Origin of the sequence: Sphingobium quisquiliarum P25 (genome assembly GCF_000445065.1) — a bacterium.
In the GTDB taxonomy this organism is placed as follows: Bacteria; Pseudomonadota; Alphaproteobacteria; order Sphingomonadales; family Sphingomonadaceae; genus Sphingobium; species Sphingobium quisquiliarum.
In genome coordinates, this window is sequence record NZ_ATHO01000070.1 from 97,165 (window position 1) to 112,960 (window position 15,796).

A 15,796-nucleotide genomic window follows, 5' to 3' on the forward strand; every position below is an offset into this window, starting at 1 on the left:
TGATGGCATCGACCGAAAAGAAGAAATCCCTGAAGGTACGGCGCGCGGGCCTGCCGACACGCGAACAGGTGATGGAGTTCATCACCTCATCCGGCCAGCCAGCGGGCAAGCGGGAAATCGCCAAGGCCTTCGGGCTGAACGGGCAGGAGAAGATCGCGCTCAAGGCGCTGCTCAAGGACATGGCGGACGAGGGGCTGATTGATATCGGCCCTGCTCGCGCTTTCCACAAGATGGGCGGCTTGCCCAAGGTGACCGTGCTGCGCATCGTCGATGTCGATGGATCGACGCTGATCGGAACGCCGGAGCGGTGGGAGGCCGAAGGACAGCCAGCGCCCCGATTGCGCGTCATGGAACGGGGGAAGCGCGGCGCGCTGACCATCGGCGATCGCATTCTGGCGCGGACCGAGGAAGCGGGGCGCGGCTTTGTGGCGCACCCGATGAAGAAGCTCGCCAAGGCGAGCGAGGAACTTCTGGGTGTGGTGGAGGAAGCGGACGGCGGCAAATTATGGTTGCGCCCGGTCGACAAGCGCATCCGAAAGGACACGCCCATCAGCGATGCCGGAAGCGCGAAGCCCGGCGATCTCGTGCTGGCTGAGCCGGTGGGCAGGCCGCCCCGGATCAGCGCGCGTATCACCGACATATTGGGCGATCCCTTCGCACCGCGCAGTTTCAGCCTGATCGCGATCCACAAGTATGGCATTCCGCATGTCTTCCCCGACCCGGCGGAGGATGAAGCCGTCACGGCGTCCGTCCTTCCGCTGCATGAGGACAAGCGGGAGGATTTGCGGCACCTGCCCATCGTGGCGATCGACCCGGCGGATGCGCGGGACCATGACGACGCCGTGTGGGCCGCGCCGGACGATGATCCGGCCAATGCAGGGGGCTATCGCGCGATCGTCGCCATCGCCGACGTTAGCTATTATGTTCGGCCCGGCAGCGCGCTGGACAAGGAAGCGCGCAAGCGGGGGAACAGCGTCTATTTCCCCGATCTGGTCGTGCCGATGCTGCCGCACCAGCTTTCCTCCGATATGTGCTCGTTGCGCGCGGGCGAGGACAGGGCGGCGATGGCCTGTCATCTGGTCGTTGACGCCAAGGGCAAGGTCACAAGCTGGCGCTTTTCGCGGGCGGTGATCCGCGTCGCCGCCGTGCTGGCTTATGAGGACGCGCAGGCCGCGATCGATGGCACGCAGGATAATGAACTGCTCGAACCGGCGCTGAAGCCCCTGTGGGAATGCTGGAAATTGCTTCGCAAGGCGCGGGAGAAGCGCGATCCTCTGGCGCTGGACCTGCCAGAGCGGCGGGTGGTGCTGGACGAGGATGGCAAGATCGTCAGCGTGGCGGTGCGGGAACGGCTCGACGCCCATATGCTGATCGAGGATTATATGATCGCCGCCAATGTCGCGGCCGCCAAGGCGCTGGAGGCGAAGAAAGCGCCGGTCATGTATCGCGTGCATGAGCCGCCAAGCCGGGACAAGCTGGTGGCGCTGAAGGACTATCTCGGCACGTTCGACATCGAATTCGCGCTGGGGCAGGTGATCAAGCCTTCCACCTTCAACCGCCTGATCGAGCGGGTGGGCGATCTGGAGGAACGGCCGCAGATCATGGAGCAGATATTGCGCAGCCAGACCCAGGCCTATTACAGCCCGGAGAATATGGGGCATTTCGGGCTGGCGCTGGGGTCCTATGCGCATTTCACGTCGCCGATCAGGCGCTATGCCGACCTGCTGGTCCACCGGGCTCTGGTAGGCGCCTATGACATGGAGCTGCCCGCGCCCAAGGGCGGCGTTATCCCGGACCGGACAGCGCTGAGCGGCGAGGATTTCGAGAATATGGGCCGCATCGGCGAGATGATCAGCCAATATGAGCGCCGGGCGATGGAAGCGGAGCGGGAGACGATCGACCGCTATGTCGCGGCCTTTCTGGCGGCGCATGTCGGCGATCTGGTGGAGGCGCGGATCACGGGCGTCCAGAGCTTCGGCTTCTTCGCCACGGTCGAGGGGCTGGGGGGCGACGGGCTGGTGCCGGTTTCCACGCTGGGCGACGAGCGTTTCTTCTATGACGAGGCGGGGCGCGCGCTGGAGGGCGTGGAAAGTGGGGATCGCTATACGGTGGGGCAGCGGTTGCAGCTCCGGCTGGCGGAGGCTGACCCGATCAACGGCGTCCTGCGCTTCGAACTGCCCGACGCCCTGCCGCAGCGGCCGGGCTTCAAGAAGGACCGGACGCGCCCCGGCGTGAGGCGCGGCCGTCCCGCCAACATCCGCCATATCGGATCGAAGCGGGGCAAGCACCGGCGCTGAGCGGCGCTTAGCTGAGGCGGTCGATCGCCTCCGCATCGAGGCCGCCGGGGATGATCATGATGGGGCAGGGAAGCTTGCCCGCATCCGCGCCCGCGAAGTGCGACACCAGCGCGCCGGGCGGGCCGCTGGCCGCGGCACCCAGCACTAGCGCGGCCACATCCGTGGTTTCCTCCAGCGTTTCGCGCACCACCGCCACGGGATCGCCCTGGCGGACGGTAATGCTGGGGCGGATGCCGGATTCCTCCGTCAGCGTGCCGGCCGCGCTGGTCACCAGCGCTTCGGCGCGTTGCACCGCTTCATCCTCCATCGTCGCCTGAACGCCGCCCCATTGGACGAATTCGGCGGGCGGGATCAGGGCGAGGATGCGGACAGCGCCCGCCGTCTTGGCGGCGCGGCGCGCGGCGAAGCGCAACGCGGTCTCCGCTTCGGGCGATTCGTCTACCACGACCAGATATGTGCGCATGAACTGAAAATCCCGCATCCTAAAGCTGGCAGGCCAGCGCCGTCATGGGTCTTTGAACCGATCTGGAAAATTTTGAACCGGTCTGGTGAGATGTGACTCATTCTGACCCTTGATGCAAGGCGCGGCCTTGACCGCCCCGGCCAAAGGGTGAAAACGGCTGACAACGCAGCCCAACGGCTCTGAAAGAAGAGAGGTTCATCGCCCATGAGCAAGAAAATCCAGATGCCCGCTTTGTCGCCCACGATGGAAGAGGGCACCTTGGCGAAATGGCTGGTGAAGGAGGGCGATACAGTATCGTCGGGCGATCTGCTGGCCGAGATCGAAACGGACAAGGCGACGATGGAATTCGAAGCCGTGGATGAAGGCAGGATCGCCAGGATACTGGTGGGCGAAGGGACCGAAGGCGTGAAGGTGGGAACCGTCATCGCCATCATCGCCGAAGAGGGCGAAGATGTTGCCGAAGCGGCGCAGGGCGACGGTGGCGCGGCCAAGGCGGAGGCTGCGCCTGCTCCCAAGGCCGAGGTTGCACCCGCTCCGCAGGCGGAGGCTGCCGCGCCCGCGCCCAAGGCGGACGCAGCGCCCGCAAGGGAGGAGGGCGATCGCGTCAAGGCGAGCCCGCTGGCGCGCCGTCTGGCCGAACAGACGGGCGTTGACCTAGCCAGCATAAAGGGGAGCGGGCCTAATGGGCGCGTGGTGAAGGCTGATCTGGAGGGCGCGGCGAAGGGCGCGCCTGCCGCTGTGCAGGATCAGGCGCCTGTTTCCGCAACTCCGGCACCCAGCGCGCCCGCTGCGGCTCAGGATTTCGGCATTCCGCATGAGGTGGTCAAGCTGAGCGGCATGCGCAAGACGATCGCGCGCCGCCTGACCGAATCCAAGCAGCAGGTGCCGCACATCTACCTGACCGTCGATATTCAGCTCGACAGACTGCTCAAGCTCCGCTCCGAACTCAATGCGGGGCTGGCCGGGCGGGGCGTCAAGCTTTCGGTCAACGATCTGCTCATCAAGGCGCTGGGCGCGGCGCTGGTGCAGGTGCCCGAATGCAATGTGCAGTTCGCCGGTGACCAAATGCTGCAATTCAAGCGCGCCGACATCTCTGTCGCCGTATCGATCCCCGGCGGCCTGATCACCCCGATCATCACGGAAGCGGACAGCAAGAGCGTTTCGGCGATCTCCACCGCGATGAAGGACCTGGCCGCCCGCGCGAAGGACGGCAAGCTGGCCCCGCAGGAATATCAGGGCGGCACGGCGTCGCTGTCCAACATGGGCATGTTCGGCATCAAGCAGTTCGAAGCCGTGATCAATCCGCCCCAGGGCATGATCATGGCCATTGGCGCGGGGGAGAAGCGGCCCTTCGTCATCGATGACGCGCTCCAGATCGCGACCGTCATGTCGGCGACCGGCAGCTTCGATCACCGCGCCATCGACGGCGCCGACGGCGCGCGGCTGATGCAGGCGTTCAAGGAACTGGTCGAAAACCCGCTTGGCATGCTGGCCTGATGGCGCGGCCCGACGAAATGCCGCCGGAAATGAGTCCGGCCGTGCGCGTCATCGCCATGCCTGCCGATACCAATCCCTATGGGGATATATTCGGCGGCTGGCTGATGAGCCTGATGGATTCGGCGGCGGGATCGGTGGCGGCGCGGCATAGTCATGGGCGCGCCGTGACGATCGCGGTGGAGGGCATGACCTTCCTGCGGCCGGTTGTCGTCGGCGACGAGGTTTCGGTGTTCGCGACGCTGAAATCCGTCGGGCGCACGTCGATGAAGATCGATGTCGAAGCCTGGCGGCGCACGCGGCACGACGACCGTTCCTATCGCGTGACCAAGGCGACGTTCACCTTCGTGGCGATCGGCGAGGATCGCCAGCCCCGCTCCGTGCCGCCCTTCACGCCCCCGGCGGCGGCTTGATATTCCTGCGTAAAAGGAAAGTTTACCATGGCTGACAATTACGACCTGATCGTTCTGGGTTCCGGCCCCGGCGGCTATGTCGCCGCGATCCGCGCGGCGCAGCTTGGCCTGAAAACCGCCATCGTGGAGCGCGAGAATCTGGGCGGCATCTGCCTGAACTGGGGCTGTATCCCGACCAAGGCGCTGCTCCGCTCGGCGGAAATCTACCATTATATGCAGCATGCTGGTGATTATGGCTTGGCCGCGGAAAAGATCAGCGCCGACATCGCGGCGGTGGTGAAGCGTTCGCGCGGGGTGGCCAAGCAGCTCAATCAGGGCGTCACCCATCTGATGAAGAAGAACAAGATCACCGTCCACATGGGTGAAGGCAAGCTGACGGGCAAAGGCAAGCTCAGCGTCACCAAGGACGGCAACACGCAGGAATTGACGGCGAAGAACATCATCGTCGCCACCGGCGCGCGGGCGAGGGACCTGCCGGGCACGCCAGCGGACGGAAAGCGCGTGTGGACCTACCGCCACGCCATGACTCCGCCGGAAATGCCCACGAAGCTGCTGGTCATCGGATCCGGCGCGATCGGCATCGAATTTGCGAGCTTCTACAATGACATGGGCGCAGAGGTCACTGTGGTCGAGATGATGGACCGCATCGTGCCGGTGGAGGATGCGGACGTGTCCGCCTTCCTGGAAAAGGCGCTCAAGAAGCAGGGCATGACCATCCTGACCGGCGCTGGCGTGAGCAACATCCAGGTGGGCGCCAATGGCGTGAAGGCGGTGATAAAGGACAAGGCGGGCAAGGAAAGCGCCGCCGAGTTCAGCCACATGATCGTCGCGATCGGCATCGTGCCCAATACGGAGAATGTGGGCCTCAAGGAACTGGGCGTCGCGATGGACGATCGCGGTTTCCTGAAAACCGACGAGATGTGCCGCACCAATGTGGAAGGCCTGTGGGCAATCGGCGACATCACCGCGCCGCCATGGCTGGCGCACAAGGCGAGCCATGAAGGGGTGATCGCGGCTGAGGCGATCGCGGGCCAGCATCCCCACGCGATGGACCCGCGCAACATTCCGGGCTGCACCTATTGCCACCCGCAGGTCGCCAGCGTCGGGTTGACCGAGGCCAAGGCGAAGGAAGCGGGCTATGAGGTGAAGGTCGGCATGTTCCCCTTCATCGGCAATGGCAAGGCGATCGCGCTGGGCGAGGCGGAAGGCTTCACCAAGACGGTGTTCGACGCCAAGACCGGCGAATTGCTGGGCGCGCACATGGTCGGCGCGGAAGTGACCGAGATGATACAGGGCTTCACGGTCGGCAAGACGCTGGAAACCACCGAGGCGGAGTTGATGCACACGGTCTTCCCGCATCCGACCATTTCGGAATCGATGCATGAAAGCGTGCTCGCCGCCTATGGCAGAGCGCTTCATATCTGATCGAGGCGCATGGCGAAGAGGCGGGGCGGCTTTGGCCGTGTCGCTTCTTTGCGTCCTGTTGATCGCACTGGTTCAGCGATCGGGCGCGGCGGACGCGCTCAACCTTAGCCTGATGGGCGCGGCTGGAACGGCGCGGGATACGCCCGCTGGCGCGGCCGTGACATGGATCATGCGGGCCGCGTCGCTTGCTGGTGGAAGCGAGGGCCGCTTTCTGCTGTTCAACGTTGCGCTCGCCATCCTGCTGTGGCGGGGAAGGAAGCTGTCCGCGCTGTGGCTGACCTTCACCATGGCGGGCGGCACCTTGCTGAACCTGGGCCTCAAGCAGGTTTTTGCCGCGCCCCGGCCTGATTTGTTGCCGCACCTCGACATCGTCAACAGCTACAGTTTTCCAAGCGGGCATGCCGCCGGAAACATGATGCTGTTCGGCGCGATCGCGCTGCTGATCGGCAGCCGGGCAGCCTATGTCATGGCAGGCGCGATCATCCTGCTGATCGGGGTCAGCCGGACATGGCTGGGCGTCCATTGGCCGACCGATGTGATGGCCGGATGGATCGAGGGGCTGGGCTGGCTCGCCTTTTGCCGCTGCTGGCTACCAGCGGGGGGAGGGGAGCAGCAAGGCGTCGCTCCAGCGGTCGAAGGGCGGCATGCCGTCAGAGGTGATGAAGCCATGCACCCAGAAGCTGTCGAAGACGGTTGCCATGGCGATGAGGAGAAGCAGTAGCGCTGCGCCAGCGAAGATCGCGTGAGAGCCGCGCAGGCCCCTTTCCGGCGTTAGCGCCAGCAGGACGAGCGGCAGGATCGGCAGGAAGTAGCGGCCCTGCGTCCCTTGGATATAGTCTGCGCCCAAGGGGGTGCCAGTCAGATACATGGCCGTTTCGATGAGCAGCGCGCTTCCCGCCGCCACGGTCAGCCACCAGAGACGCTGGCCGATGCCGATCCGCAATCCCGATCCGGTGAGGATGGCCGCACCGATCATCAGGGCGGCCAGCGCATAGGCGGCGAGCGGCAGCAATATGGCGTTCCAGCCGAACCGCCCGGCGATTTGCAGCGCGTAGACCGGCGCGCGCTCAACCACGCTGGAACAGAGAATGCGCACATAGGCCACTGGATCGGCCAGGATCACGCCCAATTGCGCGGCCAGAGGCGCGGTCATGACATTCTCGCCCGTCTTGCGGGAGGCAATGTGATAGAGCGCCTGGCTGCCTCCCGACATCTTCATCCACGCCACGAAAGCCGCCGCACCGGCGATCATTGCGCCCAGCAGCAGCCAGGGGCGCAGGTCCTTCCGCCCTTCCGGCCTGTCCAGTCCCGCGGCGATCAGGGGCAGATATACGCCCTTCGCCAGGGCAAGCAGCGGCGCCGTTACCAGCAGGGCGGCGGACCGCGCGGGCGTGGCTCCCATGAAGGCGATGCGCAGCGCGAGCGCGAAACCAAGGAAACCGAGGCCGTTGATAATCGCGTCGGGCGAGAGCGATCCTGTCTGATAGCAGAATGTCGGCAGCAGCGCGGCCGCCAGCATCGCATTCCGTCCGAAGGGCAGCAGCGCAAAGGCCGCGCCCAGCAGCATCAGGCCAGCGAGCGCGTTCACCATGCGCCCGGCGTAGAAGCTGCCGAGCCGGGGCAGCCCCGCCGCGTCGCCCAGCATCAGCCCAGCCGCGCCGGGCGCGTAAAGGGTGGGCGCATAGCTGGCGACGTTGGGAAAATCGGCGAAGGACTTGCCCGGACGCGCGGCGTCGGCGCTCCATGCCTTTTCCAGCATCGCGCGGTCGAACTGGCGGAGCTTCGGCGGCACATCGGTGGGGAAGTCGGCGGCATGCAGGTCAAGCGCCGAACGGGGCAGTTCAGCGCCGATCATCCCTGCCTGCGTCCGTGTGAACACGCGTCCGTCAGCGAGGAGCAGCGCCTTCATATAATGCTGATTCTCGTCGGGAGCCTGAAAGGGTGGAGTAACCAGCGCGAAGAACAGCGTCGCCAGGCAGATGGCGGCCAGCAGCCATTGCTGCATGGGCGACACCGGCGCTGAGACAGGCAGGCTGGCCCGCCTGCCTTCGGCAACTGTTATCCGTTCGTTTCTCAAAGGACCGCGCCCCCTCCTGATCACATGCAGGAGGGATGTTAATGGCGATGCCTTAATATTTCCCGTTCATTGCTTTGTTGCGGGTCGTTACAGAGGCGAAGGCATTGTTTGCGCGAGCCAGGGCGGCAGCGTCGCGGGATCGATATCCTCCACCCGGCGATGCTCGATCGACAGGCCAAGGTCGGGCAGCGCCGCGCGCTGGCGCTTTGCATCGGCGCTGGCGAGGGGAACCGCAACGAGCCGCCGGTTCACCTTGCTGCGATAATGCATGCGGGCGGTATTTTCCTGCCCCACATAGCAGCCCTTGTCATAATCGACGCCACCCAGTTCCTCTGCATTGGCTTCCAGCCAGAGGGTCTGGTCCTGACCAAGCTCCGCCACGCCTTCGAACACGCCGAGCGAGAGGCGGTGCGCGCGGAAGGCGGCGCTGGCGTCACCCGGTTCCGGCGGCGCGATCCAGCGGTGGCCAAGGGCAGGAAGGCGCGGGTCGAGCGGTTTGCCGCTCTCCTCCAGCGACCAGTGGACGGCAAGAGCATCCTCCCGCGCTATCGCGACCTTGCGGCGCAGGCGGTAGAGCGTCAGCCGTTTGGCAAGGGCGTCGGCCTGCGATGCCTCGCAATCGATCAGCACATCATCGCCATCGCTCCAAAGGATGAAATCATAGAGCGCCTTGCCCTGCGGTGTCAGCAGCCCGCCCCAGCGCGGCTCACCGTCTTTCAGCGTCAACACATCGCGCGTCAGCAGTCCCTGAAGGAGGGGCCTGGCCTCTTCGCCTGAAATTCTAAGGAGCGCGCGGTCGGTGAGGGTGGTGCCGGTCATCGGCTTTAGGTAGGACAGGCGGCGACCATATCCAAGCGGCGAGCATTTCATGTCCGAGACTTTTGACCTGATCCTGAAGAACGGCACCGTCCACACGCCCGGCGGGGCGGAGAGCGTGGATGTCGGCGTGCGCGGCGGCAAGATCGCGGCGATCGGCAGCGGATTGGGCGATGCGGGCGAGGTGATCGATTGTACCGGGCTGGACGTGCTGCCGGGCTGCATCGACAGCCAGGTCCATTTCCGCGAGCCGGGGCTGGAGTATAAGGAAGACCTCGAATCAGGCAGCCGCGCCGCGGTGCTGGGCGGGATCACCGCCGTGTTCGAAATGCCAAACACCAATCCGAATACTGACAGCGCGGAACGGGTACGGGAAAAGCTCGATCGCGCGCATCATCGCATGTGGTGCGACCATGCCTTCTATGTCGGCGCGACGGCGGACAATGCGGAGGCGCTGAAGGAACTGGAGCGGATTCCGGGGACGGCGGGGGTCAAGATCTTCATGGGCGCATCGACCGGCAGTCTGCTGGTGGATGATGACGCCGCCCTGTCGCGTGTGCTGGCGAGCGGAACACGCCGCGTCGCCATCCATGCCGAGGATGAGGCGCGGATGAACGCGCGCAAGGATTTGCGGGTGGAAGGCGATCCTTCCTCTCATCCGGTGTGGCGCGACGATGAAAGCGCGATGATCGCGACGCAGCGGATCATTGGGCTTGCCCGCAAGGCGCGACGGCGCATCCACATTCTGCATGTGACGACCCCGGCCGAACTGGAATATATCGCGCGGAACAAGGATATCGCCACTTGCGAGGTGACGCCGCAGCATCTGACGCTGGCGGCGGAGGACGCCTATCCGCGCCTTGGCAGCTATGCGCAGATGAACCCGCCGATCCGGTCGGCCGCGCATCGCGACGGGCTATGGCACTGGCTGGCGCAAGGCGTGCCCGATGTGCTGGGCAGCGACCATGCGCCGCATACGATCGAGGAAAAGGCCAAGCCCTATCCCAACAGCCCCAGCGGCATGCCGGGTGTGCAGACGCTGGTGCCGCTGCTGCTGAACCATGTGGCGGAGGGCAGGCTGTCGCTGCGCCGCTTCATCGAGCTGACCTCTTCGGGGCCGCAGCGCGTGTTCGGGCTGGTGGGCAAGGGACGGATCGCGCTGGGATATGATGCCGACTTTACCGTCGTCGATCTCAAGAAGCGGTGGACGGTGGGCAGCGACTGGCTGGCTTCGCGCTGCAACTGGTCGCCCTTCGAAGGGATGGAGCTGACGGGCAAGGCGGTGGGCACCATCATTCGCGGCCATCGCGTGATGTGGGAAGATGCGCTGGCCAACGAAGCGGTGGGCGAGCCCGTGCGGTTCGAAGCGACGGAGTTCGCCTAGCACCTAGGCCGCGGCAAGCTGGCTGCGGCGGGCGGCGGCCAGGCCGTCGCCCGCGAAGAGGATGAGGCCAAGCCAGATCAGGGCGAAGCTCGCCATCTGTCCGTGCGTCAGCTTCTCGCCATAGAGGAAGACGCCGCACAGGAATTGCAGCGTCGGCGCCAGATATTGCATCAGCCCCAGCGTCGACATGGGCAGGCGGATCGCCGCCATCGCGAAAAGGATGAGCGGCACGGTGGTCAATGCCCCGGACGCGACGAGCATGGCGGTGAGATAGGTGTTCGTGCCGAAGCTCATCCCGCCATGACTTGCCAGCCAGATCAGATAAGCGACGGCGAAGGGCGTCAGGATCAATGTCTCCGCGCCCAGCCCCGCCATGGGCGAGACGGGCGTCAGCTTGCGGATCAATCCATAGAAGGCGAAGCTCAGCGCCAGCACGACGCTGATCCACAATGTCGTAAGCGCAGCCGCCGCCATGATGGCGACGCCCAGGGCCGCCGCGCTTATGGCGAGCTTCTGCACGCGGCTGAGCCGTTCCTTGAGCACCAGCACGCCCAGCGCGACATTGACCAGCGGGTTGAGGAAATATCCAAGGCTTGCGGCTATGATGTGGTCGCCATTGACCGCCCAGACGTAGGTCAGCCAGTTGATGGCGATGAAGAAGGCCGATCCGGCGAGCGGCAACAGCAGCTTGCGGGTTCGGAGCGCCGTGGCGAGGGGTCCCAGACCCCGCCGCGCGGCGAGAAGCCCAAGGATCAGCAGCAGCGACCACAGAACGCGTTGGGAGACGACCTCGACCGGAGCGACTTCATGCAACAGCTTGAAGAAAATAGGCAGCAGGCCCCAGAGGCCATAGGCCGCAAGAGCCGCGAGCATGCCCGCCCGCAGTTCGGGATTATGCCCGGTCAGAGAAGGCCTCCGCCCACGAACAGGCGCAGCGCGCCGAATGCGGCGACGACCAGGCAGAAATTGCGGCCGCTCGTCCGGCTGGATGCCATGCCGATCAACGCGCCGAATAGCGCAAGCGGCACCAGCAGCCAGTTGAGGATCGCCACGAACGGCAGGATCGCGGGAATCATCAGGATGAGCGCGACGAGGCCGATCAGGATGGACAGTATGTTGAGCATCGCCGACACATGGCCATTCCGCAGCCCGTGAGCAAGCCGTCCGCGAAGGCCAATGCGCATCGACTGGCATCGCAGCTATTTTCCGCCGTTTACCAAAAAGCCTAACGGAAAATTAACTCGCGTTCTTCATGCCTTGTTTACGAAGGAGTGAGTCGATGGCGCGTTTCCAACTGGCCTGTGCGGCCGCGATGCTGCTGGTGCTGCCCCTGGGCGGATGCGGCAAGGGCGGCAAGGACGCCGATCTGAACGCGCTGGACGCGCAGCTTACGAACGATGCGGTTGACCCTGCGCTGAAAGGCGCGCTCGCCGGGCAGATCGTGGTCGATCCGAACCTGACGAAACAGTCGAACCGCAATGCCGTGCGCCCCGCCGACCGGCCAGCCAGCGCCACATTGCCGGTGTTGAAGGGCGACGCTGCCAAGGCGCTTGCCGAATCGGTGAAGCTGGCGGGCGGCAAGCTGCTGGCCGCGCCCGCTCCGTCGAAGGGCGAAGCGATGGAATCGACCACGACGCTGGCCGCGCTGGCGCGCGAACAGGCGCAGCCCGGCGGGAACGCCTATTGCCGCAAGAAACTGACCTACGGCATGCAATGGGCCAGCCGCTTGCCCGATCCCTTTACCGTCTATCCCGGCGCGCAGCTGATGGAAGCGGCGGGCGCGGACAAGGATGGATGCACGCTGCGCGCGGCGACCTTCGTAACGCCGGTGCCGCGCCAGAGCGTGATGGATTTCTACTATACCCAGGCGCGGCGATCGGGATTTGACGCCGAACATCAGATATTGGGCGGCAGCCATGTGCTGGGCGGCACCCGCAAGGATGATGGCAGCGCCTTCCTGCTGCTGTTCACCGACGCACCCGGCGGCAGGACCAGCGTAGACATCATTGCCGACCAGGGCCGCTGAGCCGCTGTCCGGCCTGCCGGAGATCGGCCCATTTCCTTTGCCGTGATTTCCCTCTAGGGCGGGCGGCATGAACAATATCCTTCTCGTCATGGGCGGCGGAGCCGTGGGCGCGCTCGGGCGGTATCAGCTTGGCCGCTGGTCGGGCCATCTGTTTCCTGGTGCTTCGTGGCCATGGGGAACCTTCGCCGCCAACCTGCTGGGCGGCTTTGCCATGGGACTGGTTGCTGGCTGGCTGGCGCGCTTTCATGGCGCGTCGGGCGAGTCCCTGCGCCTGTTGCTGGCGGTCGGGCTGCTCGGTGGCTTCACGACCTTCTCCTCTTTCAGCCTGGAAATCGTGCTGATGATCGAACGGGGGCAGTTCGTCACCGCGTTTGCCTATGCCCTGCTCTCGGTGATTGGTGCCGTCGCGGCGCTGATCGGCGGCCTTAGTCTTATGAGGGCCTTCGCATGAAGGGGCGTCCGCCGGGCAAGCCGCCTGCGCCGTCACGCGGTGGCCGCAAGCCAGGGAGCGGGAGCGGCGCTGCGCCGGGCCGGGCACGGGGTAAGGCACCGGCAGCGCGCGCACGCAATCCCGAAGCGCCCAAGGCTGCGCCCAAGCCAGCCGCGAAGGCTCCGGTTGCAAAAGCCTCTCCGGCGAAAGGCGTATCGCTCGATGTCCGCCAATTCCGCGTCGGAGCCGACGATGACGGCATTCGCCTCGATCGCTGGTTCCAGCGGCATTTGCCCGATGTGGGCTTCAACACCGTGTCCCGCTGGGCGCGCACGGGGCAGTTGCGCGTCGATGGCGCGCGCGCCGCTCCGGGCGACAGGATCAGCGAAGGGCAGAGCATTCGCGTTCCTCCCGCCGAACCCAAGGCAGCCGAAACGGCAAAGCCTCGCCGCGTGCGGCCGCAGCTCAGCGAGGATCAGGTGGCTTTCGCGCAAAGCCTGGTCATCCATCGCGACGCTCAGGCGATCGTCATCAACAAGCCTCCCGGCCTTGCGACCCAGGGCGGCACGAAGACCGAAGATCATGTCGACGGCCTGCTGGACGCGCTGGAGTTCGATCTCGATCAGCGGCCCAAACTTGTCCACCGGCTCGACAAGGATACGTCCGGCGCGCTTCTGGTCGCCCGGACGGCGCGATCGGCGGCGTTCTTCGCAAAGGCCTTTTCCAGCCGCACCGCGCGCAAGGTCTATTGGGCGATCGTCATCGGCGTGCCGTCCATCGACGATGGGATGATCGAACTGCCCATCGCCAAGCAGCCGGGCACGGGCGGCGAGAAAATGCATGTGGATGAGGAGGAGGGGCTTCCCTCCCGCTCGCGCTATCGCGTAATCGAACGCGCGGGAAATCGCGCCGCATGGGTCGAATTGCAGCCCTATACTGGCCGCACCCATCAGCTGCGCGTCCATATGGCGGCGATCGGCCATCCTATCGTGGGCGACGGCAAATATGGTGGAAAGGATGCGTTCCTGTCCGGCACCATCAGCCGCAAGATGCACCTTCATGCGCGGCGCATTCGGGTGGATCATCCCGATGGCGGGCGCGTGGACGTGCGTGCGGAATTGCCCGAACATTTCGCGGCCAGCCTTGCGTCGCTGGGCTTCGACCTGTCGGCTGGCGACCTTCCGCTGGACGAGGAAATCGAACGGAAGCCGACGCGCGAGGATGAGAAGAAGGCGGCGCGCGCTCATGCCAAGCAGGTCCGCAAAGGCCGCCGGGGCGAGCGCCGGTCGCGTGGCGCGGGCGAAAGCCGGAGCCCGCGAAAGAAATGAGCAATCGCCTTGCCGTCTTTGATTGCGACGGCACGCTTGTGGATAGCCAGCACAGCATTTGCACCGCCATGACGCGCGCGTTCGAAGGGGAGAAGCTGGCCGCGCCCGATCGCGCCGCCATCCTGTCGGTCGTGGGACTGTCATTGCCGCTCGCCATTGCGCGGCTGCTGCCGGATGCCGAGGAAGATTATCATCTGCATCTGTCGGAAGGTTACAAGCGGGCCTTTCAGCACCTGCGCCGCGAAAATATGGTTTCGGAGCCGCTTTACCCCGGCATGGCGGCACTGATCCGGGATCTGGACGCTGGCGGATGGCTGCTGGGCGTCGCAACCGGGAAATCCGATCGCGGACTGGCGCTGTGTTTGGAGCATCACGGCATCGCCGCGCATTTCGTCACGCTCCAGACCGCCGACCGGCATCCGTCCAAGCCGCACCCGTCCATGCTGCTGTCCGCCATGGCCGATGCTGGCGCTTCGCCGGAAACCACGGTGATGATCGGCGACACGAGCTATGACATCGACATGGCTCTGGCCGCTGGAACGCGCGCTCTGGGCGTTGGCTGGGGCTATCATCAGCCTGCTGAACTGGTGGCGGCGGGCGCGCATGGCGTGACCATGGACAGCAGTGAATTGCATCGCCATATCCACGGCCAATGACTGGCTCTTCTCCCCCGCCGCCGCCTCCGGCTGACTCTGAAAAGGTGGCCCGCCAGCGCTTCTTCGCGCTTGGCCTTTTCCGGCTTTCGGGCGCGATTATCGTGATGTTCGGCTTCCTCATCCTGATGCAGCGCTTCGACTGGGTTCAGGGCGGAAAGGCCAAGGCGATGGGCGCGATCTTCGTGATGGTTGGCCTGTTCCAGTTCGTGATCGTGCCGCGCCTGCTTCTGTCCCTGTTCCGCAAGCCCGCGCCCCGCGACAACGGGGAGCCGCGCCCGTGAAGCGCTTTTACACGCATGTCGCTGTCCTTGAAGGCGAGGCAGGTTTCGAGATTCATCTGGACGGGCGGCCGGTTCGCACGCCCGCTCGCGCGCCGCTGGCGTTGCCCCATGCGCTGCTGGCCGAAGCGATCGCTGGAGAATGGCGGGGGCAGGGCGAACGCATCGATCCACGCTCCATGCCGTTCACCGGGCTGGCGAACGGCGCGATCGATCAGATCGCGGCCGATCGCAAAGGTTTCGCGGCCGGGATTGCGCGCTATGGCGAGAGTGATCTACTTTGTTATCGCGCGGAGGGGCCAGGCGAATTGGTCGCCCGTGAAGCGGCGGCATGGGACCCGCTGCTGGAGTGGGCGCGGCGGCGCTATGATGTGACGTTCCGCGTCACGCAGGGCGTCATTCCCGTTGAGCAACCGGCCGAAACGCTGGAGCGGCTCGGTGCGGCGGTAGGGGCGTTCGATCCATTCACCCTGGCGGGGCTGTCGACGCTGGTCACGCTTTCGGGATCTCTGGTATGCGGCCTTGCCATTGTGGAGGGCGGTCATGACGGCGATGCGATCTGGTCAGCGGCGGAAATCGACGAAGCCTGGGAAGTCGAACAATGGGGAGAGGATGCCGAAGCCGCCGCGCGCTCTGCCCGGCGAAGGGCTGAGTTCGGCATGGCGCATGCCTTTTGCGCTCTGATACGGGGTTAGGGCAACGGGCGCGA

16 protein-coding genes and 1 pseudogene are annotated in these 15,796 nt (G+C 65.3%); 12 read left to right on the top strand and 5 right to left on the bottom strand.

The window, feature by feature from the left end; genetic code table 11:
• Positions 1–2 precede the first annotated feature (2 nt).
• A complete protein-coding gene (rnr, locus tag L288_RS30335) occupies positions 3–2,297 on the top strand; it encodes a ribonuclease R (RefSeq protein ID WP_031304258.1) in 2,295 nt (764 codons plus the stop codon).
• A 7-nt stretch (positions 2,298–2,304) separates the two neighbouring features.
• Here rnr and L288_RS30340 read toward each other — a convergent pair whose 3' ends face one another.
• Positions 2,305–2,760 (bottom strand): universal stress protein, encoded by a 456-nt coding sequence (locus L288_RS30340; protein WP_030541692.1) that lies wholly within the window; start codon positions 2,758–2,760, stop codon positions 2,305–2,307.
• A gap of 204 nt (positions 2,761–2,964) precedes the next feature.
• Between L288_RS30340 and L288_RS30345 the strand changes: the two genes are divergently transcribed.
• From L288_RS30345 to L288_RS44180, 4 genes and pseudogenes are all read left to right on the top strand, one after another.
• Positions 2,965–4,257: a pyruvate dehydrogenase complex dihydrolipoamide acetyltransferase gene (locus L288_RS30345; protein ID WP_021237954.1), complete on the top strand. Its 1,293-nt coding sequence runs from the start codon at positions 2,965–2,967 to the stop codon at positions 4,255–4,257.
• Positions 4,257–4,667 carry an acyl-CoA thioesterase gene (locus tag L288_RS30350; RefSeq protein ID WP_021237955.1) on the top strand — a complete coding sequence of 137 codons (411 nt, stop codon included), beginning with the start codon at positions 4,257–4,259 and terminating at the stop codon, positions 4,665–4,667. Before L288_RS30345 ends, L288_RS30350 begins: the two co-directional genes overlap by 1 nt.
• A 27-nt stretch (positions 4,668–4,694) precedes the next feature.
• Entirely contained in the window at positions 4,695–6,092 is a 1,398-nt protein-coding gene (gene lpdA / locus L288_RS30355) for a dihydrolipoyl dehydrogenase (protein WP_021237956.1), read from the top strand.
• Between the two features lie 286 nt (positions 6,093–6,378).
• Positions 6,379–6,627, top strand: a pseudogene (locus L288_RS44180) (phosphatase PAP2 family protein); the annotation flags it as partial.
• A 54-nt stretch (positions 6,628–6,681) separates the two neighbouring features.
• Here the strand turns inward: L288_RS44180 and L288_RS30360 are convergent.
• Positions 6,682–8,169 carry a DUF2142 domain-containing protein gene (locus tag L288_RS30360; RefSeq protein ID WP_031304261.1) on the bottom strand — a complete coding sequence of 496 codons (1,488 nt, stop codon included), beginning with the start codon at positions 8,167–8,169 and terminating at the stop codon, positions 6,682–6,684.
• Between the two features lie 87 nt (positions 8,170–8,256).
• Complete coding sequence (ygfZ, locus tag L288_RS30365) at positions 8,257–8,988, bottom strand: CAF17-like 4Fe-4S cluster assembly/insertion protein YgfZ (RefSeq protein WP_031304263.1); 732 nt, start codon at positions 8,986–8,988, stop codon at positions 8,257–8,259.
• Between the two features lie 49 nt (positions 8,989–9,037).
• On the opposite strand from ygfZ, the gene L288_RS30370 reads away from it, so the two are divergent.
• Positions 9,038–10,369, top strand: a complete 1,332-nt coding sequence (locus tag L288_RS30370; protein WP_021237959.1) for a dihydroorotase — start codon at positions 9,038–9,040, stop codon at positions 10,367–10,369.
• Positions 10,370–10,372: 3 nt separating this feature from the next.
• Here L288_RS30370 and rarD read toward each other — a convergent pair whose 3' ends face one another.
• Both rarD and L288_RS0121475 read right to left on the bottom strand, forming a co-directional pair.
• The gene (rarD, locus tag L288_RS30375) at positions 10,373–11,242 is read right to left on the bottom strand and encodes an EamA family transporter RarD (protein ID WP_021237960.1); all 870 of its coding nucleotides are present in this window, start codon (positions 11,240–11,242) and stop codon (positions 10,373–10,375) included.
• Positions 11,243–11,271: 29 nt separating this feature from the next.
• Positions 11,272–11,493, bottom strand: a complete 222-nt coding sequence (locus L288_RS0121475; RefSeq protein ID WP_030541699.1) for a hypothetical protein — start codon at positions 11,491–11,493, stop codon at positions 11,272–11,274.
• Positions 11,494–11,648: 155 nt separating this feature from the next.
• On the opposite strand from L288_RS0121475, the gene L288_RS30380 reads away from it, so the two are divergent.
• The 6 genes from L288_RS30380 to L288_RS30405 all read left to right on the top strand — a co-directional run bounded on the left by L288_RS30380 (position 11,649) and on the right by L288_RS30405 (position 15,782).
• Positions 11,649–12,395 carry a hypothetical protein gene (locus L288_RS30380; RefSeq protein ID WP_021237962.1) on the top strand — a complete coding sequence of 249 codons (747 nt, stop codon included), beginning with the start codon at positions 11,649–11,651 and terminating at the stop codon, positions 12,393–12,395.
• 67 nt (positions 12,396–12,462) lie between these two features.
• Positions 12,463–12,846, top strand: coding sequence for a fluoride efflux transporter CrcB (crcB, locus tag L288_RS30385; RefSeq protein WP_021237963.1), 384 nt, complete (start codon positions 12,463–12,465; stop codon positions 12,844–12,846).
• Positions 12,843–14,153 (top strand): RluA family pseudouridine synthase, encoded by a 1,311-nt coding sequence (locus tag L288_RS30390; protein WP_021237964.1) that lies wholly within the window; start codon positions 12,843–12,845, stop codon positions 14,151–14,153. Before crcB ends, L288_RS30390 begins: the two co-directional genes overlap by 4 nt.
• Entirely contained in the window at positions 14,150–14,809 is a 660-nt protein-coding gene (locus L288_RS30395; protein WP_021237965.1) for an HAD-IA family hydrolase, read from the top strand. Before L288_RS30390 ends, L288_RS30395 begins: the two co-directional genes overlap by 4 nt.
• On the top strand, positions 14,806–15,090 hold the full coding sequence (locus L288_RS30400; RefSeq protein WP_031304264.1) for a hypothetical protein: 285 nt from the start codon (positions 14,806–14,808) through the stop codon (positions 15,088–15,090). Before L288_RS30395 ends, L288_RS30400 begins: the two co-directional genes overlap by 4 nt.
• Positions 15,087–15,782, top strand: coding sequence for an ATP12 family chaperone protein (locus L288_RS30405; protein WP_021237967.1), 696 nt, complete (start codon positions 15,087–15,089; stop codon positions 15,780–15,782). The genes L288_RS30400 and L288_RS30405 overlap by 4 nt, the downstream gene beginning before the upstream one ends.
• Positions 15,783–15,796 lie beyond the last annotated feature (14 nt).